At 61.7% G+C, this 19,732-nt stretch carries 15 protein-coding genes; 10 read left to right on the top strand and 5 right to left on the bottom strand.

The features are described 5' to 3' along the window. The first annotated feature begins 188 nt into the window (after window positions 1-188). From GJ699_RS28630 to GJ699_RS28610, 5 genes are all read left to right on the top strand, one after another. Window positions 189-2,855 carry a DNA topoisomerase III gene (locus GJ699_RS28630; RefSeq protein WP_154382839.1) on the top strand — a complete coding sequence of 889 codons (2,667 nt, stop codon included), beginning with the start codon at window positions 189-191 and terminating at the stop codon, window positions 2,853-2,855. Between the two features lie 36 nt (window positions 2,856-2,891). Next, window positions 2,892-3,380, top strand: a complete 489-nt coding sequence (locus tag GJ699_RS28625) for an O-acetyl-ADP-ribose deacetylase (RefSeq protein ID WP_154382838.1) — start codon at window positions 2,892-2,894, stop codon at window positions 3,378-3,380. 393 nt (window positions 3,381-3,773) lie between these two features. Further along, a complete protein-coding gene (locus tag GJ699_RS28620) occupies window positions 3,774-4,181 on the top strand; it encodes a hypothetical protein (protein ID WP_154382837.1) in 408 nt (135 codons plus the stop codon). 90 nt (window positions 4,182-4,271) lie between these two features. After that, on the top strand, window positions 4,272-4,748 hold the full coding sequence (locus GJ699_RS28615; RefSeq protein WP_154382836.1) for a hypothetical protein: 477 nt from the start codon (window positions 4,272-4,274) through the stop codon (window positions 4,746-4,748). 135 nt (window positions 4,749-4,883) lie between these two features. After that, on the top strand, window positions 4,884-6,455 hold the full coding sequence (locus GJ699_RS28610) for a methyl-accepting chemotaxis protein (protein WP_154382835.1): 1,572 nt from the start codon (window positions 4,884-4,886) through the stop codon (window positions 6,453-6,455). Window positions 6,456-6,541: 86 nt separating this feature from the next. On the opposite strand, the gene GJ699_RS28605 is transcribed toward GJ699_RS28610, so the two are convergent. The 4 genes from GJ699_RS28605 to GJ699_RS28590 form a co-directional block, all read right to left on the bottom strand. Then, window positions 6,542-10,126, bottom strand: coding sequence for an ABC transporter permease/M1 family aminopeptidase (locus tag GJ699_RS28605; protein ID WP_154382834.1), 3,585 nt, complete (start codon window positions 10,124-10,126; stop codon window positions 6,542-6,544). Between the two features lie 9 nt (window positions 10,127-10,135). Then, the gene (locus GJ699_RS28600; RefSeq protein WP_154382833.1) at window positions 10,136-11,029 is read right to left on the bottom strand and encodes an ABC transporter ATP-binding protein; all 894 of its coding nucleotides are present in this window, start codon (window positions 11,027-11,029) and stop codon (window positions 10,136-10,138) included. A gap of 168 nt (window positions 11,030-11,197) precedes the next feature. Beyond that, the gene (locus tag GJ699_RS28595; RefSeq protein WP_154382832.1) at window positions 11,198-12,394 is read right to left on the bottom strand and encodes an ABC transporter permease; all 1,197 of its coding nucleotides are present in this window, start codon (window positions 12,392-12,394) and stop codon (window positions 11,198-11,200) included. A 3-nt stretch (window positions 12,395-12,397) separates the two neighbouring features. Beyond that, complete coding sequence (locus GJ699_RS28590; RefSeq protein ID WP_154382831.1) at window positions 12,398-13,177, bottom strand: ABC transporter ATP-binding protein; 780 nt, start codon at window positions 13,175-13,177, stop codon at window positions 12,398-12,400. 111 nt (window positions 13,178-13,288) lie between these two features. Between GJ699_RS28590 and GJ699_RS28585 the strand changes: the two genes are divergently transcribed. Together GJ699_RS28585 and coq7 are read left to right on the top strand one after the other, a co-directional pair. Further along, window positions 13,289-13,741: a hypothetical protein gene (locus tag GJ699_RS28585; RefSeq protein WP_154382830.1), complete on the top strand. Its 453-nt coding sequence runs from the start codon at window positions 13,289-13,291 to the stop codon at window positions 13,739-13,741. A 33-nt stretch (window positions 13,742-13,774) separates the two neighbouring features. Beyond that, the gene (gene coq7, locus GJ699_RS28580) at window positions 13,775-14,416 is read left to right on the top strand and encodes a 2-polyprenyl-3-methyl-6-methoxy-1,4-benzoquinone monooxygenase (protein ID WP_154382829.1); all 642 of its coding nucleotides are present in this window, start codon (window positions 13,775-13,777) and stop codon (window positions 14,414-14,416) included. A gap of 4 nt (window positions 14,417-14,420) precedes the next feature. Here coq7 and GJ699_RS28575 read toward each other — a convergent pair whose 3' ends face one another. Then, window positions 14,421-14,846, bottom strand: coding sequence for an OsmC family protein (locus GJ699_RS28575; protein ID WP_154382902.1), 426 nt, complete (start codon window positions 14,844-14,846; stop codon window positions 14,421-14,423). 184 nt (window positions 14,847-15,030) lie between these two features. Here GJ699_RS28575 and GJ699_RS28570 point away from each other — a divergent pair, with 184 nt between their 5' ends. From GJ699_RS28570 to GJ699_RS28560, 3 genes are all read left to right on the top strand, one after another. After that, window positions 15,031-16,005: a LysR family transcriptional regulator gene (locus tag GJ699_RS28570; RefSeq protein WP_229262349.1), complete on the top strand. Its 975-nt coding sequence runs from the start codon at window positions 15,031-15,033 to the stop codon at window positions 16,003-16,005. A 76-nt stretch (window positions 16,006-16,081) separates the two neighbouring features. Beyond that, the gene (locus GJ699_RS28565; RefSeq protein WP_154382828.1) at window positions 16,082-18,292 is read left to right on the top strand and encodes a TonB-dependent receptor; all 2,211 of its coding nucleotides are present in this window, start codon (window positions 16,082-16,084) and stop codon (window positions 18,290-18,292) included. Between the two features lie 13 nt (window positions 18,293-18,305). After that, window positions 18,306-19,631, top strand: a complete 1,326-nt coding sequence (locus GJ699_RS28560) for a glycoside hydrolase family 1 protein (protein WP_154382827.1) — start codon at window positions 18,306-18,308, stop codon at window positions 19,629-19,631. The last annotated feature ends 101 nt before the right edge of the window (window positions 19,632-19,732 follow it).

Raw genomic sequence — 19,732 nt, 5'->3', positions numbered from 1 at the left:
AAAATTCCCTTTAAGCAACAAAACACGGCATAATCGGCCTCCCGGTGGCGTGCGCTTGCCGAGCTGTCGGCAATCCGCTTATTATTTGCGCTTTGACAATACTGTGACAGAAATGTGCAGATCGCCAGCCGATCCATGTATCATGCGCAGGCTGTCCCCCTGAAGTGTTAAAAACGAGATACTAAAATATGAGTAAAACCCTCATCATCGCCGAGAAGCCGTCTGTCGCGAATGACATCGCGAAGACGCTTGGCGGCTTTACCAAGCACGATGAGTACTTTGAATCCGACGAGTACGTGTTGTCCTCCGCCGTCGGCCACCTGCTGGAAATCGCGGTTCCCGAAGAATACGACGTCAAACGCGGCAAATGGAGCTTCGCCCATCTGCCGATGATCCCGCCGTACTTCGCGCTGAACCCGATCGCCAAGACGGAAGCCCGCCTCAAGGTGCTGAACAAGCTCATCAAGCGAAAAGACGTTACCACCCTGATTAACGCATGTGACGCGGGCCGCGAAGGAGAACTGATCTTCCGCCTGATCGCGCAGAACGCCAAGGCCAAGCAGCCGGTCAAGCGGCTGTGGCTGCAGTCGATGACGCCAGCCGCGATCCGCGACGGCTTCACGCAGCTGCGCACCGACGACGACATGATGCCGCTGGCCGACGCCGCGCGCTGCCGCTCGGAAGCCGACTGGCTGATCGGCATCAACGGTACCCGCGCCATGACCGCCTTCAACTCGAAGGAGGGCGGCTTCTACCTGACCACCGTCGGCCGGGTGCAGACGCCAACGCTGTCGATCGTGGTCGAGCGCGAAGAAAAGATCAAAAAGTTCGTGCCGCGCGATTACTGGGAAGTGCGCGCCGAATTCGTCTGCGCCGCCGGCGTCTACGAAGGCCGCTGGCTGGACACCAAGTTCAAGAAGGACGAGAACGATCCGGAGAAGCGAGCCGAGCGCCTGTGGAGCAAGGCTGCGGCCGACTCCATCGCGCTGGCCGTGCGTGGCAAGCAGGGCAATGTCACCGAAGAATCCAAGCCGACCACCTCGATGGCGCCGGGCCTGTTCGACCTGACCAGCCTGCAGCGTGAGGCCAACTCGCGCTTCGGTTTCTCGGCCAAGAACATCTTGGGTCTGGCGCAAGCGCTGTACGAGAAGCACAAGGTGCTGACCTACCCGCGTACCGATTCGCGCCATCTGCCGGAAGACTATCTGGACACCGTCAAGCAGACGCTGGACTCGGTCAAGGAAAACAATAACTACCACCAGTTCGCCAAGCAGATTCTGGACAAGGGCTGGGTCAAGCCGAACAAGCGCATCTTCGACAACAGCAAGATCTCGGATCACTTCGCGATCATTCCGACCCCGATCGCGCCGAAGAACCTGTCCGAGCCGGAGCAGAAGCTGTACGACCTGGTGACGCGCCGTTTCATGGCGGTGTTCTTCCCCGCCGCCGAGTTCCAGGTCACCACCCGCTTTACCGAAGTGTCGGGCCACACCTTCAAAACCGAAGGCAAGGTCATGACCAATCCGGGCTGGCTGGCGATCTACGGCAAGGAAGCCGATGGCGACGACAAGGAAAAAGAAGGTGGCAGCAACAAGAACCTGGTGCCGGTCGCCAAGGGCGAGAAGGTGCTGACCGACCGCGTTGACGCCAACGGCTTGGTGACCAAGCCGCCGGCACGCTACACCGAGGCGACGCTGTTGTCCGCCATGGAAGGCGCCGGCAAGCTGGTGGAAGATGACGAGCTGCGCGACGCCATGGCCGGCAAAGGCCTGGGCACGCCAGCCACGCGCGCCGCCACCATCGAAGGTTTGATCAGCGAAAAGTATCTGCTGCGCGAAGGCCGCGAGCTGATGCCGACCGCCAAAGCGTTCCAGCTGATGACGCTGCTGCGCGGCCTGGGCGTCAACGAACTGACTGCGCCCGAGCTGACCGGCGAGTGGGAATACAAGCTGTCGCAGATGGAAAAGGGCAAGATCTCGCGTGACGAGTTCATGCGCGAAATCGCCCAGATGACGCAGGTGATCGTCAAGCGCGCCAAGGAATACAGCAACGACACGATTCCGGGTGACTACCACACGCTGGTGGCGCCATGCCCGAATTGCGGCAGCGTGGTCAAGGAAAACTACCGTCGCTTCGCCTGCACCAAGTGCGAATTCTCGATGAGCAAAACGCCGGGCGGCCGCCAGTTTGAAATCGAGGAAGTGGAACAGCTGCTGCGCGACCGTACCATCGGCCCGCTGCAAGGCTTCCGCTCCAAGATGGGCCGTCCATTTGCCGCGATTCTGCGCATCGTGCGCGATGAGGACATCAGCAACTTCAAGCTGGAGTTCGACTTTGGCCAGAACGACGAGTCCGAGGATTCAGAACCGGTGGACTTCAGCGAGCAAACGCCGCTGGGTCCGTGCCCGAAGTGCAACGGTGGCGTGTACGAAATGGGCCTGGCCTATGTTTGCGAACACAGCGTCGCCAAACCGAAGACTTGCGATTTCCGCAGCGGCCGCATCATTCTGCAGCAGGAGATTCTGCCGGAGCAGATGGCCAAGCTGCTGAACGACGGCAAGACCGATCTGCTGCCGGGCTTTATCTCGCAGCGCACGCGTCGTCCGTTCAAGGCTTTCCTGGTGAAGGGCAAAGACGGCAAGATCAGCTTCGAGTTTGAAGAGCGCAAGGCCAAGCCGGGCGCCGCCGCCAAAGGCAAGGCGGCAGCGGCTGACGACGGTGCGGACGAGGAAAAGAAAGCACCGGTGAAAAAGGCCGCAGCGGTGAAGAAGCCGGCGGCGGTCAAGAAACCGGCAGCCAAGAAACCAGCCGCAAAGAAAGCAGCGCCTAAAAAAGCTGCCGCCACTGCGGAGTAAATGATGAGGACGGGACACGCGAGTGTCCCGTTTTTTATGATGCGAGCGGTTCAATCCAATATCACCACGCTGGCGGTGGATGCCATCGTCAATGCGGCTAATTCTTCCTTGCTGGGCGGTGGCGGCGTTGATGGCGCGATCCACCGCGCGGCCGGGCCGGAGCTGGTGCACGAGTGCCGGCTGCTGGGCGGTTGCCATACCGGCGACGCCAAGATCACCAAGGGCTATCGTCTGCCTGCGCGCTACGTGATCCACACCGTCGGCCCAGTGTGGCGCGGCGGTACCGAGCGCGAGCCGGAATTACTGGCCTCTTGCTACCGGCGCGCGCTGGAGCTGGCGGTGGCCAACGGCGTGCGCAGCATCGCCTTCCCCAGCATCAGCACCGGCATCTACGGCTATCCGATTCAACTGGCGGCGGAGATAGCCATCGCCACGGTGGCGGCGTCTCAGTTCGAAGGCGAAGTCATCTTCTGCTGCTTCTCCGCAGCCGATTTGCAGGTGTACGAACAGCTACTTCACAGGTGAGGCATGGCGGTGACGAACAGCGCGCAGCATGACCTTCAGCTGGACTGCTTTGTACCTGTTTCTTGCGATGACCGCGGCCGTACTACTATTCGGACATTCGCTGGGTAGCCATCGCAAACTGATTGTGCAGGTGGGCTTGGCGGGACCGCTTGGCTTGCTGCGACAGCATGCTGTGACCTCTATCTGAAACACGAACCGCTGACTCAGATCGAAGTGCGTATTGCCGACGATCGCTTTGGAAAGCTGCTGCGCGCGCACGCTGCGTTATTTGATGGGATACAACTGGTAACTTTTCTTACGGAAATGTGGTCGTCGGCGCGTGGGGCGGGCGCGTTGTATGCACAAGAGCACTGATGAACAGCGCTCTGCCAACCCAAGAAAAGGAACACTGTCATGAAAACCAAAACCCTGATGATGAGCGCCCTGTTTTCGATGATCAGCGCCGCAGCTTTCGCGCAGAATCCAGTGGCCCAGGACAGCCGCGAGATCAAGCACGACAATGCTGTGATCGCGGTCAAAAAGGGTGAGGTGGCCGCCGGCAAACAACAGCTGCAAGCCGAACACCAGGAAACCAAAGCGCTGGCCCATGCCGAACATCAGGCACTGAAGAAAGGCGACGTGGTTCAGGCCAAGCAGCTGGATCAGGCCCGCCACGACGAGCAGCACGCGATGCAGCAGCAAAAGCAGGCGATTAAACATGATAAAAAAGTCATCGCCCGCCACCGCGTCGACAAGCACGAAGCCCAGATCGCCCGCGAGGAAGACAAGCTCAAGCACGAGCACGAAGCCGGCAAAATCTGATTGTCACTCCGACAAAAGCCGCACAGTTTCAGGCTGTGCGGCTTTTTATTGCTTGCATTCAACCGCATGAGTGACTATATTTAAGGCACCATGACCACCTCCGTGACCTCCGCCACCTCCAGCTCGACGTATCAGGCCTATGTGCCGACCGTCGGCCAGACGACTTCAACCGCAGCGTTGACGTCGCAGGCAGTGTCGTTGTCGACGCAATCGGCCGTGGTGGCCGCGTTGGGCGGTTCCAGCAGCGCCACGGTGTACACGCCGAGCGGTTTGTTGAATACTCTGCAACAGGCCGGTGTGGCCAGCGACACCATCGCCACTCCGGAATCCGGCAGCGACACCTCCAGCACCGCGCAGGATACGCAGGATCAGGCCATCGTCTCGTCGCTGTCCAGCAGCACCTCCAGTTCCGGCATCTACACCGGCACCGGCACGGTCAGCGGCCTGACCGAGCAGGCATCCGCCAACTGGGCGGATCTGCTGAAAGCCAACCCCAGCCTCGCCAGCACTGTCATTTCCAGCTCCTACAACCTCGGTCTGGTCAGCAGCCTGTCCACCACCGCCTGAATCCCTTCAGCAGCAAATAATTTGCTGTGATAAACTATTGGTTCTTTTTGGCAATCAATCTTCTACTGCCTGAATCGTAGTTTCAATCGTCGTAGCGCTTCTTTCTTTCCAACTGCCTGCAGGGGCACACAACTCATGAAAAACTTCACAATTGGCACGCGCCTGGCGGCGGGCTTTGGTTTGGTGTTGGCGTTGATGATCTTGATGACGCTGATTGGCATCCGTCACATGCACTCGGTAGCGACCGCCACCCGCGACATGATGCAGCAGCCGCTGGCGAAGGAACGCATGATCAGCGACTGGTACCGGCTGATCCACACCAGCGTGCGCCGCACCTCGGCCATCTCCAAGAGTTCGGACCCGTCGCTGGGACCGTTCTTTGCCGACGACACCAAACAGTCCACCGCCGAGATCAACGTCCTGCAGCAAAAGGTCGAAGCCTTGCTGGAAGGCGACGAGGAAAAAGCCATGTTCAGCGACATGATGGCGGCCCGCAAGCAATACGTGGCCTCGCGCGACAAGATCGTGGCGCTCAAAAAAGACGGCAAGCTGGACGAGGCGGCCGAAGAACTGGAACAGCGCTTCACGCCCAACGGCAAGGCTTACCTGGCGGCGCTGGGCGGACTGCTGGAGCATCAGCGCAAGAACATGGATAACCAGGCCGGGCACATCGAATCGCTGTACGAAAGCAACCGCGCCTTCATGATCGGCTTCGGGCTGGCGGTGCTGGCGCTCGGCGTGGTCAGCGCGTGGCGGCTGACGCGCGGCATCACCGTGCCGCTGAGCCAGGCGCTGGAGATCGCCGAGGCGGTGGCCCACCGCGATTTGACCTCGCACATTGAAGTCAGCAGCTCGGACGAAACCGGCCGTCTGCTGCAATCGCTGCAAAAAATGAATGATGGCCTGATCGACATCGTGACCCAGGTGCGCAACGGCACGGAAAGCATCTCGACCGCATCGAGCCAGATCGCCGCCGGCAATCTGGACTTGTCGAGCCGCACCGAGCAGCAGGCATCCAGCCTCGAAGAGACCGCCTCGTCGATGGAAGAACTGACCGCCACCGTCAAGCAAAACGCCGACAATGCGCGCCAGGCCAACCAACTGGCGGTGCGGGCGTCGGAAGTGGCGCAGCGCGGCGGCGGCGTGGTGTCGGACGTGGTCAGCACGATGGAAGCGATCACCGGTTCCTCGCGCAAGATTGCCGACATCATCAGCGTGATCGACGGCATCGCCTTCCAGACCAACATCCTGGCCCTGAATGCTGCAGTGGAAGCGGCGCGCGCCGGCGAGCAAGGACGCGGCTTCGCGGTGGTGGCGTCGGAAGTGCGCAACCTGGCGCAACGCAGCGCGGCAGCGGCCAAGGAAATCAAAGGGCTGATTGACGATTCGCTGCTGAAGGTGGATGCCGGCAGCGCGCTGGTATCGCAGGCCGGCAGCACCATGAGCGAAGTAGTGGAAAGCATTCAACGCGTGACCGACATCATGGGCGAAATCAGCTCCGCCACGCAGGAGCAGAGCAGCGGCATCGAACAAGTCAACCAAGCCATCGGCCAGATGGATCAGGTAACGCAGCAGAACGCCGCGCTGGTGGAACAAGCCGCCGCAGCCGCCGCCGCGCTGCACGACCAGGCCGACACCCTGACCGCCACCGTCGCCGTATTCAAGCTGCACGAAGCCCAATCCAACCACCTGCGCCTCGCCGCGTAAATCCGGGGTCAGGTCCATCATTTCTACACGAGCTCAACCGCACAGCGGTTGAGCTCGTGTAGAAATGATGGACCTGACCCCGGAGGTTACTGCGTTTGCAATTCGACGTTGATCATGTTGTCGTCGGGCTTGCGGTCGATGAGTTTGTTGTCGGGGTCGATGCCGGCCTTGGCTGGACGGCCATTGACGATCACGGTGTAGCGGTTGTCTTTTTGCTCGATCAGTTTGCGTTCGCGCAGCAGTGGGTTGCCGTCCTTGTCGTCGACGCCGATGTCGATCCAGTCCTTTAGCGCGACGTCTTTTTCTTCGCCCTGTTCGCCGGCGCGCACTTTGGCGGCGCTGACTACGAAGCTGACTTCGTATTTGCCATCACTGAGCTTGCGCGCGGTCGCTGAGGTCGCATGGTTTTCGTACAGCACGATGTAGTTGAACAGGTCGTCAATCAGATACGCCTGGTCCGCCGGCGTGATCTTGCGCAGCGCTTCCACCAGCACATCCACGCCCGGATACGGGCCGGACTTGCGGCCATACTGCGTCAGCAATTCCTTCAGCGCGCCGTTGACCTTGGCTTCGCCCAGAATATCCTGCAACTGGTACATCGCCAGGCTGCCCTTGCGGTACTGGATGTAGTTCTGGTTTTCATTCTCCGCCAGCGGCAGTTCTTTTTTGCGCTCCAGCGCGCGGCCGATCAGATATTGCTCCAGGTCGTAGTGCAGGAAGCGGCGCATTTTGCTGGCGCCGAAGTTTTTCTTCATCACCATCAAGGCCGAGTATTCGGCCAGCGTTTCGCTCAGTACCGAGCTGCCGCGCGTGTTGCCGCCCACTAGCTGGTGGCCCCACCACTGGTGCGCCACTTCATGTGCGGTGATGTAGAACGGGTAGTCGATGTCCTTCGGATTCTTGTCGTTGACCTTGGCGATGAAGCCCACCGATTCCGAGTACGGTATGGTGTTCGGATACGATTGCGCAAACTGCGCGTAACGCGGGAATTCGACGATGCGTACCAGTTTGTGCTGGTACGGCCCGAAATTCCTGGTGTAGTAATCCAGCGATTCCTTGATGCCCTTGTCCATGCGATCCAGGTTGTACTCATGGCCGGGATGGTAGTACAGCTCGATGCCGACGTCTTGCCACCAGTCGCGCTTGACCAGGTAGCGCGCCGACTGGAAGGCGTACATATTCAGTATCGGCTGCTCCATCTTGTAGTGGAAGTAGCGGCGGCCCTTGCTGCTCCAGTCCTTGACCAGCGTGCCCGGTGCGATCGCGGTCTGGTCGGCGCTGGTACTGATGGTGGTGTCGAACGAAATCCAGTCGGCGTCGTTGGCGGCGAAGTTGTTGGTCAGGCCGCCGGCATCGTTACGCGGCAGCATGCGCTCGCGCGCCGCCAGTTGGTGTTTCTTGCGGTCGCTGGCGTCGTTCAGCTCCCAGTCCTGCTGGTAACCGATGTGCGGCATGATGCCGTTGTTGAAGAAGGTGCCGTTGGCGATCACCGGCGTGTCCTGGCCGATGCCGAGGATGCCCTGCGGCGCGTAGCGGATTTCAAAGTCCATGCTGAGCTGCGCGCCCGGCGCCAGTGGCTTGCTCAGCTTGTAGCTGTAGAAGCCGAGCTCGCTGTCCTGCAGGCCGTTGCGTACTTCCTGGCCGAAGCGCACGCGGTATTGCGCCACGTTGTTGTCCTGCGAGACGATGATGTCGCTGACCGGCTGCGCGGTTTTGTTCTGCAGCGTGTAGCGGCCCTTGATGACCAGCGTGCGCTGCTCCGGCCACATGTCGACACCCAGTTGCACATCGGTGATGCGCGGCTGCGGGATTACGGCGTATTGCTTGTACTTGCGTTCGTAGTCGGCCTTGTCCGTTTCCTTGTGGTAGTTCGATTTGTAGCAGTTGGCGATGTGCTGGTTGTAGAACAGCACGCCGCCGGCACCGAGGAAGATCAGCAGGCCGATGGCGATGGTGCTCAGCACCGGCACCGTCAGCGCGTGGCGCGCCAGTTGCAGGCGCTGGCGCCAGCCATCGTTGGTGCCGCGCGCCCAGAACAGCAGCGACAGCACCACCAGCAGCAGCGCCGCGCCGCCCCAGTAGGCTTCGAACCAGCGCTCGCGCAGCAGGAAGTGGCCATAGCCGTTCATCGCCGAGTAGATGATGGTCGGCATATTGCCGTAGATGAGCATGGGGTTTTCCAGCCCCACCGAACTGGCCGTGACGCTGATGATGTAGTAGACGATCATCGCGAAGTAGGCGATGTAGCGCTGGTTCAGCAGCACTTGCAGCGCGATCGCCAGCACCGCCGTCAGCGCATAGCCGGGCAGCAGCACCAGGAACAGATGGCGCAGATACAGCCCCGGCTCCAGCATGAAGTAACCCTGGAAAACCTGTACCGCCATGCCGGTCAGCATGATGATGGCCATCAGCAGCGCTTGCAGGCCGATCAGCGCGAACAGCTTGGACAGCAGCGGCAGCCAGCTCGGTACCGGCAGCGCGTCCAGCATCTGCCCCATGTGGGCCTCGCGCTCGCGCCAGATCAGCTCGCCGGCGTAGAAGGTGGTGATCACCATCATGAACAGGGCGAAGGTTTCGCTGATCACTTCCAGCACCTGGTAGGTGACCGGATAGGTATTGGTGCCGTACAGCGAGCCCAGGTCCAGGCAGGAGGCGAACATCATCAACACGCCGGCCAGCACGATCACCAGGAAGTAGATATTCTTGGTGGTTTCGCGCAGGTTCAGCCAGCTCATGCGCACCAGCAGCCAGCCCAGGCTGCGCGCCTTGAAGTCGGGCGTTTCCTGGGTGTTGATGGAGGCTTGCGACAGATGTTGCGGCACTTCGCCTTCGCCGGTGCTGGCGTGCTTGCTGTGGCCGCTGTCGCTGGTGGCGATGAAGTGGAAGCGCCAGTAACCGACCAGCAGGCCGGCCAGCGCGGCCGAGGCCCAGATCACGCGGTTCAGCAGGTACACGCCTTCCGGCCACAGCATGCGGGTGTTGCGTTCGACGATGGGCCAGTACTCGGTCAGGCGCATCACGGCGGTGGTGCCGAACGGGTCGATCAGGGCGGCGAAGGTTTTGAAGTCGAGGTCGCGCGCCAGGCCCGGCGCCACCAGGTAGCCGATCAGCATGACCACGCTGGAGATATACACCGGCAGCATGCGCCGCGTCAGCGCGGCCAGGATGAAGAACACGGCGCCGAAGATGAAGATGTTGGGCAGGATCACGATCAGATACGGCATCACATACGCCAGCAGCGGCGGATGCGCCAGCCGCTCGGGATCGATGCCGGGGATGAAGCTGCCCAGCCAGGCACCGAGCAGGATGCTGGTGAAGATCACCGCCAGCGTGAAGTAGGCGCCGAGGAAGCGGCCGAACATATACTGGTGTTTCTTGATCGGCGCACTGAAGAAGAAGTGCTGCATGTCGTACTCGAAGTCCTGCTGCACCGAGCGCCCCATCATGGCGGCGATCACGATCACGCCCAGCGAGCCGATGAAGCTGGTGGTGAACATCAGCGAGCGCGGCGAGTCGATCAGCTGGCTGCCGAACACGATCGAGGCGCCCTTGAAGAAGCCGCCGGCGGCGGCCATCCACAGCATGGTCAGTGCCAGGAAACCGAAAAAGTAGACCCAGGTCGATAGCAGCTTGAGGCGCTGGCGCGCTTCAAAGGAGGCAATGGCTAACATGATGCCGCCTTACTCGCAGCTGTTCGCGGCGCGATGGCGGCCGGCGATGGTGGCGAAGTACACATCCTCCAGATCGCCGATGGCTTCCTCGAAGCCATCGCCGGGATCGGTGTCGCTGTAGACGTGGATCAGGGTGCGGCCCGACAGCAGGCGCGACGAGATCACTGGATGACGCAGCTGGAACGAGGGCAGGTCGCTCTTGGTGATGAAGCGGGCCCAGATCTTGTCGCTGACTTCGTGGATCAGTTCCTGCGTCGGCCCGCACAGCAGCAAATGGCCTTTGTTGATGATGGCCATGTTGGCGCACAGGTCGGCCACGTCGGACACGATGTGGGTCGACAGGATCACGGTCTTGTCTTCGCCAATGTCGGACAGCAGGTTGTGGAAGCGCACCCGCTCCTGCGGGTCGAGGCCGGCGGTCGGCTCGTCGACGATGATCAGTTTCGGGTCGCCCAGCAGCGCCTGGGCGATGCCGAAACGCTGCCGCATGCCGCCCGAGAAGCCGCCCAGTCGCTGATGGCGCACTTCGAACAGATTGGTTTGCTGCAACAGGCCGTCGACCACTTCGCGCCGGCGGTGGCGGTTGCTTAGTCCTTTCAGCACCGCGAAGTGATCCAGCATTTCGTAGGCGGTCACTTTCGGATAGACGCCGAAGTCCTGCGGCAAATAGCCCAGCAGGCGGCGGATTTCATCTTTTTCGTCCAGCACGTCCATGTCGCCAAAGAAGACCGAGCCGGAGTCGCATTCCTGCAAGGTGGCCAGCGTACGCATCAGCGTCGACTTGCCGGCGCCGTTGGGGCCGAGCAAGCCGAACATCCCGGTCGGGATGGTGAGCGAGATATTGTCCAGCGCCACCACGCCATTCGCGTAGGTCTTGGACAAATTGCTGATGCTTAATTCCATGCTAACTCCTGATTCTGCACGACAAACCACTTTTCACATGATGGCATTGTATTGAATTTGATCCATAGCGGGGGCGCCATTGCGATGGGCGGCAATATGCTGCGCCAGAGTGCAGAATCGACGGAACAGGCGGTGTTGCCTGCATGGCTGGTTGAATAGACAACTTATTCAATTCCTAAACAAAACCTGCTCGCGGCTGAACCACCAGCGGCACAGGGCCAGCAACAGGCCGGCAGTGATCGTTGTTGACACTAATATCACGGAAAACATGCGGTAGTCCATGGTTCCCTTCACCAATTCCTTCATCGCCAGCGCCACATTGGTCAGCGGCACCAGCGCCCACTTCCAGTTCAGCTCGACGCCGGGCAGCAGCGCCACCAGCGTCGGCAGGATGGTGACGACGATCAACGGCGAGATCAGGCCAGCCGCTTCCTTGTAACTTTTGGCGTAGACCGAGATTGCCAGCAGGATGGCGGCGAAGATGGCGGCGATGGGCACCAGCATCAGCGCCACCATGGCCAGGTCGAGCAGGCCGATGGCGCGCATCATCTGCACCAGATCGCCGCCGATCAGCGGGCCGACGAAGGTGATCAGCGCGGCCACGCTGGCGACCATCAGCAGCGCCGAGGTCAGGCCGACGGTGAACAGCATCAGGAACTTGGCCAATACCACCGCCGTGCGCGAGACCGGCGCCAGCAGCAGCGTTTCCAGCGTGCCACGTTCCTTTTCGCCGGCGCCGGTGTCGATGGCCGGGTACATGGCCGCCATCAGGCACACCATCAGCAGCACATAGGGCAGCATGCCACCGATCAGCGCGCCCATCTGCTGGCGCTTGTCGGCGGTGGAATGGTCTTCCAGCGTGATCGGATCCAGCGCGAAGGACAGCTGATGCTTGCTGAGGCCGAGCGCGGACAGTACATGTTCGCGCAGCTCGCGGTTTTCGCTGCCGAGCACCGACTGCACCCGCTTGCGCGTCAGGTCGACGGTGGCGGCGCTGTTGTAGTGCAGCTGGATCACGCCTTGCTGCTGCGCCGCCAGCCGCTCATCCAGGCCGGCTGGAATCACCAGCGCGAACTTGATGCGGTCGTCGGCGATGGCCTCGCGGATCTGCTCCGGCCCGGCCAGCTTCACTTCATGAAAGCCTTTCTCCTGCGCGAAGCGGGCGGCCAGCTGCGGCGCGTATTGCTGGCCGAAGATGGCATACGCCATGTCGGCCTGGCTGGCGCGCTTGAACATGCTGGAGGACAGCAGGCCGAAGCCGGCGAAAATCAGCGGAATCGCAAACACCGGAATAAACACGGTAAAGAAAAAGGTGCGGCGGTCGCGCACCAGCTCCAGCAATTCCTTCAGGTAGATGGTCCACATGGCTCAGCCTTCCTGGTTGATGAGGCCGACAAAGGCATCGTACAGATCGGCGCTGCCGCCGAGGTGGCGCAGCTGGTCCATGCTGCCGTGGAAAGCGGTCTTGCCGTGGTTGATGACGCATACGCGGTCGCACAGCTTTTCCACCTCGTGCAAATGGTGGGTGGAAAAAATCAAGGGCACGCCCAGCGCCTTGTAGCTGGCGATAAAATCCAGCAGGATCTTGGCCGACATCACGTCGAGGCCGGTGGTCGGCTCGTCGAGGATGACAATGCGCGGCTCGTGCACCACGGTGCGGGCGATCGCGCATTTCTGCTTCATGCCGGTGGACAGCTGGTCGGCCCGCTTGTTACCGTACTCGTGCATTTGCAGCAGCTCGAACAGATGGTCGCAGCGCTGCTTCAGATGGGCCGGCGTCATGCCGTGCAGGCGGCCGAAGTATTCGATGTTTTCGCGCGCGGTGAGGCGGCCGTACAGGCCGGTGGAGCCGGACAGAAAACCGATGTGGCGGCGCGCGAACAGCGGATCGGCCAGCAAGTCGACGCCATTGGCGTGGATGCTGCCGGCGTCCGGCGTCAGCGCGGTCGACAGCAGGCGCAGCGTGGTGGTCTTGCCGGCGCCATTCGGGCCGAGCAGGCCCAGCACCTCGCCGGGCGCGCAGCGGAAGCTGACATCGCGCACCGCGTGGAACCAGCCGTCATGATCGCGGGGATCGCGCGCCATGGCGGTTTTGCTGCCGCGCTTAGGCAGGCGAAAGCGTTTGGCCAGGCCGCTTACCTCGATCATCGTGGTTGTCCAAGGTTGAAAGTTTCAAGAGTAGCATGCAAAAATTCTGACACGCAAGCTACTGTGTGTAGAAAACTCTTGCTATAGTCGCGCACAGGAGCTGAGCGAAAAATGAATCCCATACTCAAGGACAAAATACTGGCAGTGATGCAGAGCGGCACCAGCCGCGACGAGGCCACCGGTTTCTTCCGCGTGACGGTGGGACTGTATTACCTGTCCGGCCTGATGACCAAGGAAACCATCGACTTCAAGCAGCTGGACCGCGAGTTCAATCGCTTCATCTATCAGAGCATCGGCAAGGGCCACAGCATTACCAGCATCTTGCAATACATGAGTGGCGAGAAAGTGGTGCGGGTGGTCGATTCCAAACGCTTCCTGCAAGCCTTCGAGCAATACTGTACCGAGGTTCCGGTGGAAAACATTCCCTTCCTGCTTGGGCTGAACCTGGGCGTGGCCAAGGATATTTCCAAGATCGACGTGCGCGGGCCGGTGGCCGATTACATCGAACGGCAGCGGCAGTTGCGTGAGGAGGCTGACGCAAAATCGGGAGCCGGTCCCGTATAATGGGACTTTCCACCGAACACGCGAGTTTGCCTCATGGCTGCATACCATCACACTCCATTGGACCGATTCATCGCTGGCGCCGACAAGGCGCTGCGCGTCATTTCCGGCGTGGCCACGGCCTCGCGCGCCAACCCGGCGGTGCACGCGGCCGATGCGGAAATGAGTGAAGCGGAACGCCGCCACGCGGCCGGCCTGATGCGCGTCAACCATGTGGGCGAGGTGTGCGCGCAAGCGCTGTACAACTCGCAGGCGCGCTTCGCCCGTACCGAGCAGATCCGCGAACAGTTCGAGCATTCCAGCCGTGAGGAAGAAGACCATCTGGCTTGGACCGCGCAGCGCCTGGGCGAGCTGAACTCGCACATCAGCGTGCTGAATCCGCTGTTTTACGCCGGCTCGTACGCGCTGGGCACGGTGGCTGCCTTGCTGGGCGATCCGCGCAGCCTGGGCTTCGTGGTGGAAACCGAGCGTCAGGTGGAAGCGCACCTGGAAAGCCATCTGAACAAGCTGCCGCCGCAGGACGCCAAATCGCGCGCCATCGTCGACCAGATGCGCATCGACGAAATCGAACACGGCGCCGCCGCCCAACGCCTGGGCGCCGCCGCCATGCCGCTGCCAGTACAAAAAGTCATGTCCGCCATGGGCAAGGTCATGACCAGCACGGCTTACTACGTCTGAGGGCTTAAGCTACTTCGACGATCTCGAACGAGTGGGTGATCTCGGCGGTTTTGCCCAGCATGATCGATGCTGAGCAGTATTTGTCGTGCGACAGGGTGATGGCGCGCTCCACTTGCTCAGGCTTCAGACCTTTGCCGGTGACCACGAAGTGGAAGTTGATTTTGGTAAATACTTTCGGCTCGGTGTCGGCGCGATCGGCTTTCAGCACGCATTCGCAGCCGCGAATGTCGGCGCGGCCTTTTTTCAGGATCAGCACGACGTCATAGGCGGTGCAGCCGCCGGTGCCGAGCAATACCATTTCCATCGGACGCGGCGCCAGGTTGTGACCGCCGCCCTCGGGCGCGCCATCCATGTTGACCAGGTGGCCGGAACCCGTTTGGGCCAGGAAGCTCATGCCCGATGGGCCGTTCCAGCTGACTTTGCACTCCATCATTCTCTCCGTAAAAATTTAGTGCCCATATTGTAATGGACCTCGCGCCCTAGCGCATTTCCCACGTTGCCGCTATTGATTTTCTGAATCCGACGTATCCACAGAATCAGCTGCGAGGCGATTCCCGGCGCCGCTATGCTGTCTCCCAATCAAAGAGGTGCGCTCCCGCACCCGGGAGACCTGTATGAATGTGCAGAGCATGCGCTTCAACCGCCTCGATCTGAATCTGCTGATCGGGCTTGATGTGCTATTGACCGAATGTAGCATCACCCGCGCCGCCAGGCGATTGTGTCTGAGTCAGTCGGCCGCCAGCGGCATTCTGGCCCGCTTGCGCGAATACTTCGACGACGAACTGCTGGTGCAAGCCGGCCGTCAGATGGCGCCGACCCCGCTGGCGCTATCGTTGCGCGCGCCGGTGCACGAGATCCTGCTCAAGATCCAGCAGACGGTCGACATGGCCGAGGTGTTCCGTCCCGAGTCCGCGACCCGTCATTTCCGCGTGGTGGCCTCGGACTACGTCAGCTCGGTGGTGCTGACCGATCTGGCGCTGCGGCTGAATCAGGTAGCGCCCTTCATCACCATGGAAATCCTGCCGCCCAACGAGCGCTCGCTGGCGCAGCTGGAACGCGGCGAGATCGACCTGCTGCTGATGCCAGAGCGCTACCTGTCGCGCAGTTATCCATCCGAAGTGCTGTTCACCGACCGCTTCAGCTGCATCGTCTGCAACGACAACACCGAAGTGGGGCCGCAGCTGAGCAAGGTCGATTATCTGCGGCTAGGCCATGTCGCCACCTCGTTCGGCTCGCATCAACAATCTGCGTTCGATGAATGGTATTTCAAGAGCATAGGACTGAACCGCCGCATCGAGGTGATGTGCGCCGCCTTCAACCTGCTGCCGCAGTTTGTCATCGGCACCCGTCGCATCGCCACCCTGCAGCACCAGCTGGCGCTGCAACTGGCGCGCTATTACCCGATCCGCGTGCTGGCGCCGCCGGTGGAGATTCCTCCCATCGTCGAGTCCATGCAGTGGCATCCATCGAACAACCACGACCCGGCGCACCAGTGGCTGCGCGGCATGCTGTGCAAACGCGGCCCATCAGCAAAACCAATAGGTGAGCATCGGCAAGGACGATTTCTGCACGGAGGTGAACTGCTCTAGTCTTCGCTGACTGCCGGTTTCAAGGCGCTACCTAAAAAAAGATTGCCCGCTCAGTCGGGTCGACACTGGAGATACCATGCAATACAAACGAATCCTGGAATGCCTGTTGGCCAGCGGCGCCATGCTGCTGTCCTCGCAATCCGCCTTTGCCCAGCTGGCGCCACAGCCCGACGCCCAGAAAGCCGACAGCGCCGACAAGAACGACCTGAACGTGGTGGTGGTCACCGCCAATCGCGTCCGCTCCAACGCCCAGACCACCGCCGTGGCGCTGGACGTGTACAAGGGCACGGCGCTGGCCGATGCCGGCGTCAGCAATGTGCAGGCGCTGCAAACCATCGACCCCAGCATCAACGTCACCAGCTCGACCGGCGCGGCCTACGTGGCGGTGCGCGGCGTGGCTTCGACCGACACCACCGAAACCGGCGACCCGGCGGTGCCGATCGCGCGCGACGGCTTCTTCACCAACCGTTCGTTCAGCATCGCCTCGTCGATGTACGACATCGAACGGGTGGAAGTGCTGAAAGGCCCGCAGGGCACGCTGTTCGGACGTAACTCTACCGGCGGCCTGATTAACATCATCACCGCCAAGCCGGGCGAAACGCTGGGTGGCTACCTGAGCACCGACGTCGGCAATTACAACGCCGTCAATCTGGAAGGCGCGGTCAACGTGCCACTCAGCGACAAAGTGCAGATGCGCTTCTCCGCCGTCGACCGTCATCACACTGGGTATCGCCACCTGAGCGGCATTAACGGCAGCGGCGATGACGAGGGCACCAAGTCTGCCCGTCTGCAGTTCGCGTTCCAGCCGGTGGCCGGTTTCCAGGGGCTGGTGTCCTACCAGAAGGACAAGACCGACGCCATCGGCGACGTCACCAAGGTGGCGCCGGTGGGCGTGCTGACACCGGTCGGCGACGCCAAGACCTTCCCCGGCTGGGCGCCCACCGCGACCAAGCTGGACGGCGAGCGCCTGCGCTGGGAATTCAGCTACGACCGCCTGCCATGGGACTTGACGCTGACCTACGCCGGCGGCATCGACCGTCAGGACTACCACCACGAAACCGACGCCACCGGCCCGAGCTACCCAGCCGCGCGTCAGTTCATCCAGAACGAATCGCCAGACACGCGCAACCACGAAATCCGCATTTCGACCCCGTTGAAGAACAGCGTCACCTGGCAGGCCGGCTATTTCTACTTCCACGAGACCAACCTGATCAACAGCGGCGTCGCCAACCTGGCCATGGACGCCGGCGTGCCGACCGATTACGCCTACACCTACGGCATCAAGTTCGACTACGTCATCAAGACCAAGACCCAGGGCTTGTTCTCGCAAGTGGGCTGGAGCCTGACCGATGCCCTCAAGCTGACCATTGGCGGCCGCTATTCGCGTGACGAAAAGCTGCGCACCGGCCAGGCGCGCCTGTTGCTGGGCGCACTGGTCAGTCCGTACATCGGCGCGCCCGCCATCATCACGGCCGGTGATGGCCAGATGAAGGAATCCAAGCCGACCTATCAGCTGGGCCTGGACTGGACGCTGACGCCGCAGAATTTCCTGTACGTGAAATACGCCACCGGCTACAAATCGGGCGGTTTCAACTCCAACGGCAGCGCCGTCTCGGTGCCGTATGACGCCGAGACCCTGAAGGCACTGGAATTCGGCAGCAAGAACAGCTTGTGGGACCGCCGCATCAAGCTGAACGTGGCGCTGTTCCATCAGAATTACCAGAACTATCAGGCGTCCCAGTTCTCGGACGCGCTGAGTAGCGGCACCGGTGTGTTCAACATCGGCAAGGCCACCATCAAAGGGCTGGAGACCGAACTGGTGGCCACCGTGCCGGAAGTGGCGCGCTTCGATCTCAACACCACCTTGCTCAACACCCGCTTTGGCGGCGGCATCTCGGCCACCGAAGGATCGAGCCCGGCGGTGAGTCGCGACATCAGCGGCCACGCGCTGCCGAACGCGCCGAAATTCGTGATGACCGCCGGCGTGCAAAAGAACTTCGACGTTGCCGGCGGCGACTTGATGGCGCGCCTGTCAGCCAAATACTCGGGCGCGTTCTACTACACGGTGTTTAACGATCAGGACACCCGCTCGCCAGCCTACACCACGGTCAACGCACTGCTGAGCTATCGGCGCGATGGCAGCAGCTGGGAATTCCAGAGCTACGTCAACAATCTGACCGACAAGGTGGTGCTGGCCAACGCGCAGCGCAATTACACCAGCGTGATCAACACGCTGCAATTCCAGCCGCCGCGTACCTTTGGCGTGCGCGCGCGCTACAGTTTCTGAGAGGGGAGCGGACATGCTGAATCGTCGTCATTTTCTCGGTGCCATCGCGGCCGGTGCCGGCGTCATGACGCTGCCTGGCGCGGCGCGTGCCGCCGCCTTCAACCCGCGCTTTCCGCCGGGCTTTCTATGGGGCGCGGCCACCGCCGCCTATCAGGTCGAAGGCAACAACAGCAACAGCGATGTGTGGGCCATGGAGCACGCGCAGCCGACCGTGTATGCGGAACCGTCGGGTGACGCCGCCAACAGCTATGCGCTGTGGGCGACCGACCTTGATCTGGTCAAGGGCATGGGCCTCAACACCTATCGCTTCAGCCTGGAGTGGGCGCGCATCGAGCCGGCCAAGGGCGAGTTCTCGTTGGCCATGCTGGAGCATTACCGGCAAATGATTGAAGGTTGCCACGCGCGTGGACTCAAGCCGATGGTCACCTTCAACCACTTCACCACACCGGTCTGGTTCGCGGCGCAGGGTGGCTGGTCGAACGCCGAAGCGCCGGCGCTGTTCGCCCGCTATTGCGAGCGCGCGGCGCGCCATCTGGCGGCCGGCATCGCCTACGCCACCACGCTCAACGAGCCGAATCTGTCCGGCGTGCTGGATCTGGTGCTGCCGGGCGATATCGGCCCGCGCCTGCTGGATGCCGACCGCTTGATGCAGGAGGCGGCCGCGCGTGCGCACGGCGTGCCGCGCTTCCTGCCGGGCAATCCGCTGTACGTGGCCGATCCGCAGGTGGTGCAGGCCAACCTGCTGGCCGCGCACAAGGCGGGCCGCGCCGCGATCAAATCGGTGCGGCCGGAGTTGCCGGTTGGCGTTAGCCTGGCCATCATCGACGACCAGGCGGTGGGCGAGCATAGTCTGCGCGACGCCATGCGCCGCAAGCTATACGGTGCCTGGCTGGAAGCGGCGCGCGGCGATGAGTTTGTCGGTGTGCAGAATTACGAACGTGCGGAGTGGGATGCGAAAGGGCGGCTGCCGGTGCCGGCCGGCATAGCCACCAACGACGCCGGCGCCGAGATTTATCCAGCCTCGCTGGCTGGCGCGGTGCGGCATGCGCATGCCGTCAGCGGCGTGCCGGTGATTGTCACCGAGCACGGCATCAACGCCGCCGACGACAGCAAGCGGGCGCGCCTGATCCCCGCCGCGCTGACCGAACTCAAACGCGCGATCGATGATGGCGTGCCGGTGCTGGGTTATATGCACTGGTCGCTGGTCGACAATTTCGAGTGGGTATTCGGCTACAAGCCGCAGTTCGGCTTGCACGCGCTGGACCGCAAGACCTTCCAGCGCACGCCCAAGCCCAGCGTGGCCGTGCTGAGCGCCATCGCGCGCAACAATTCCCTGTAAGCCGCGCCGCAGGCCGCTTCCGGGCGAAATGCGGCTTGACGCGTCAGTCATCGCTGACTTATAATCGAGGGCTTTCCATTCGCTCAGGAAAGTAAATAAAA

This window comes from Duganella guangzhouensis (assembly GCF_009674535.1).
Lineage (GTDB): Bacteria > Pseudomonadota > Gammaproteobacteria > Burkholderiales > Burkholderiaceae_D > Rugamonas > Rugamonas guangzhouensis.
The sequence above is the reverse complement of the archived record's forward strand: the minus strand, read 5'-3'. Positions and strand labels throughout refer to the sequence as shown.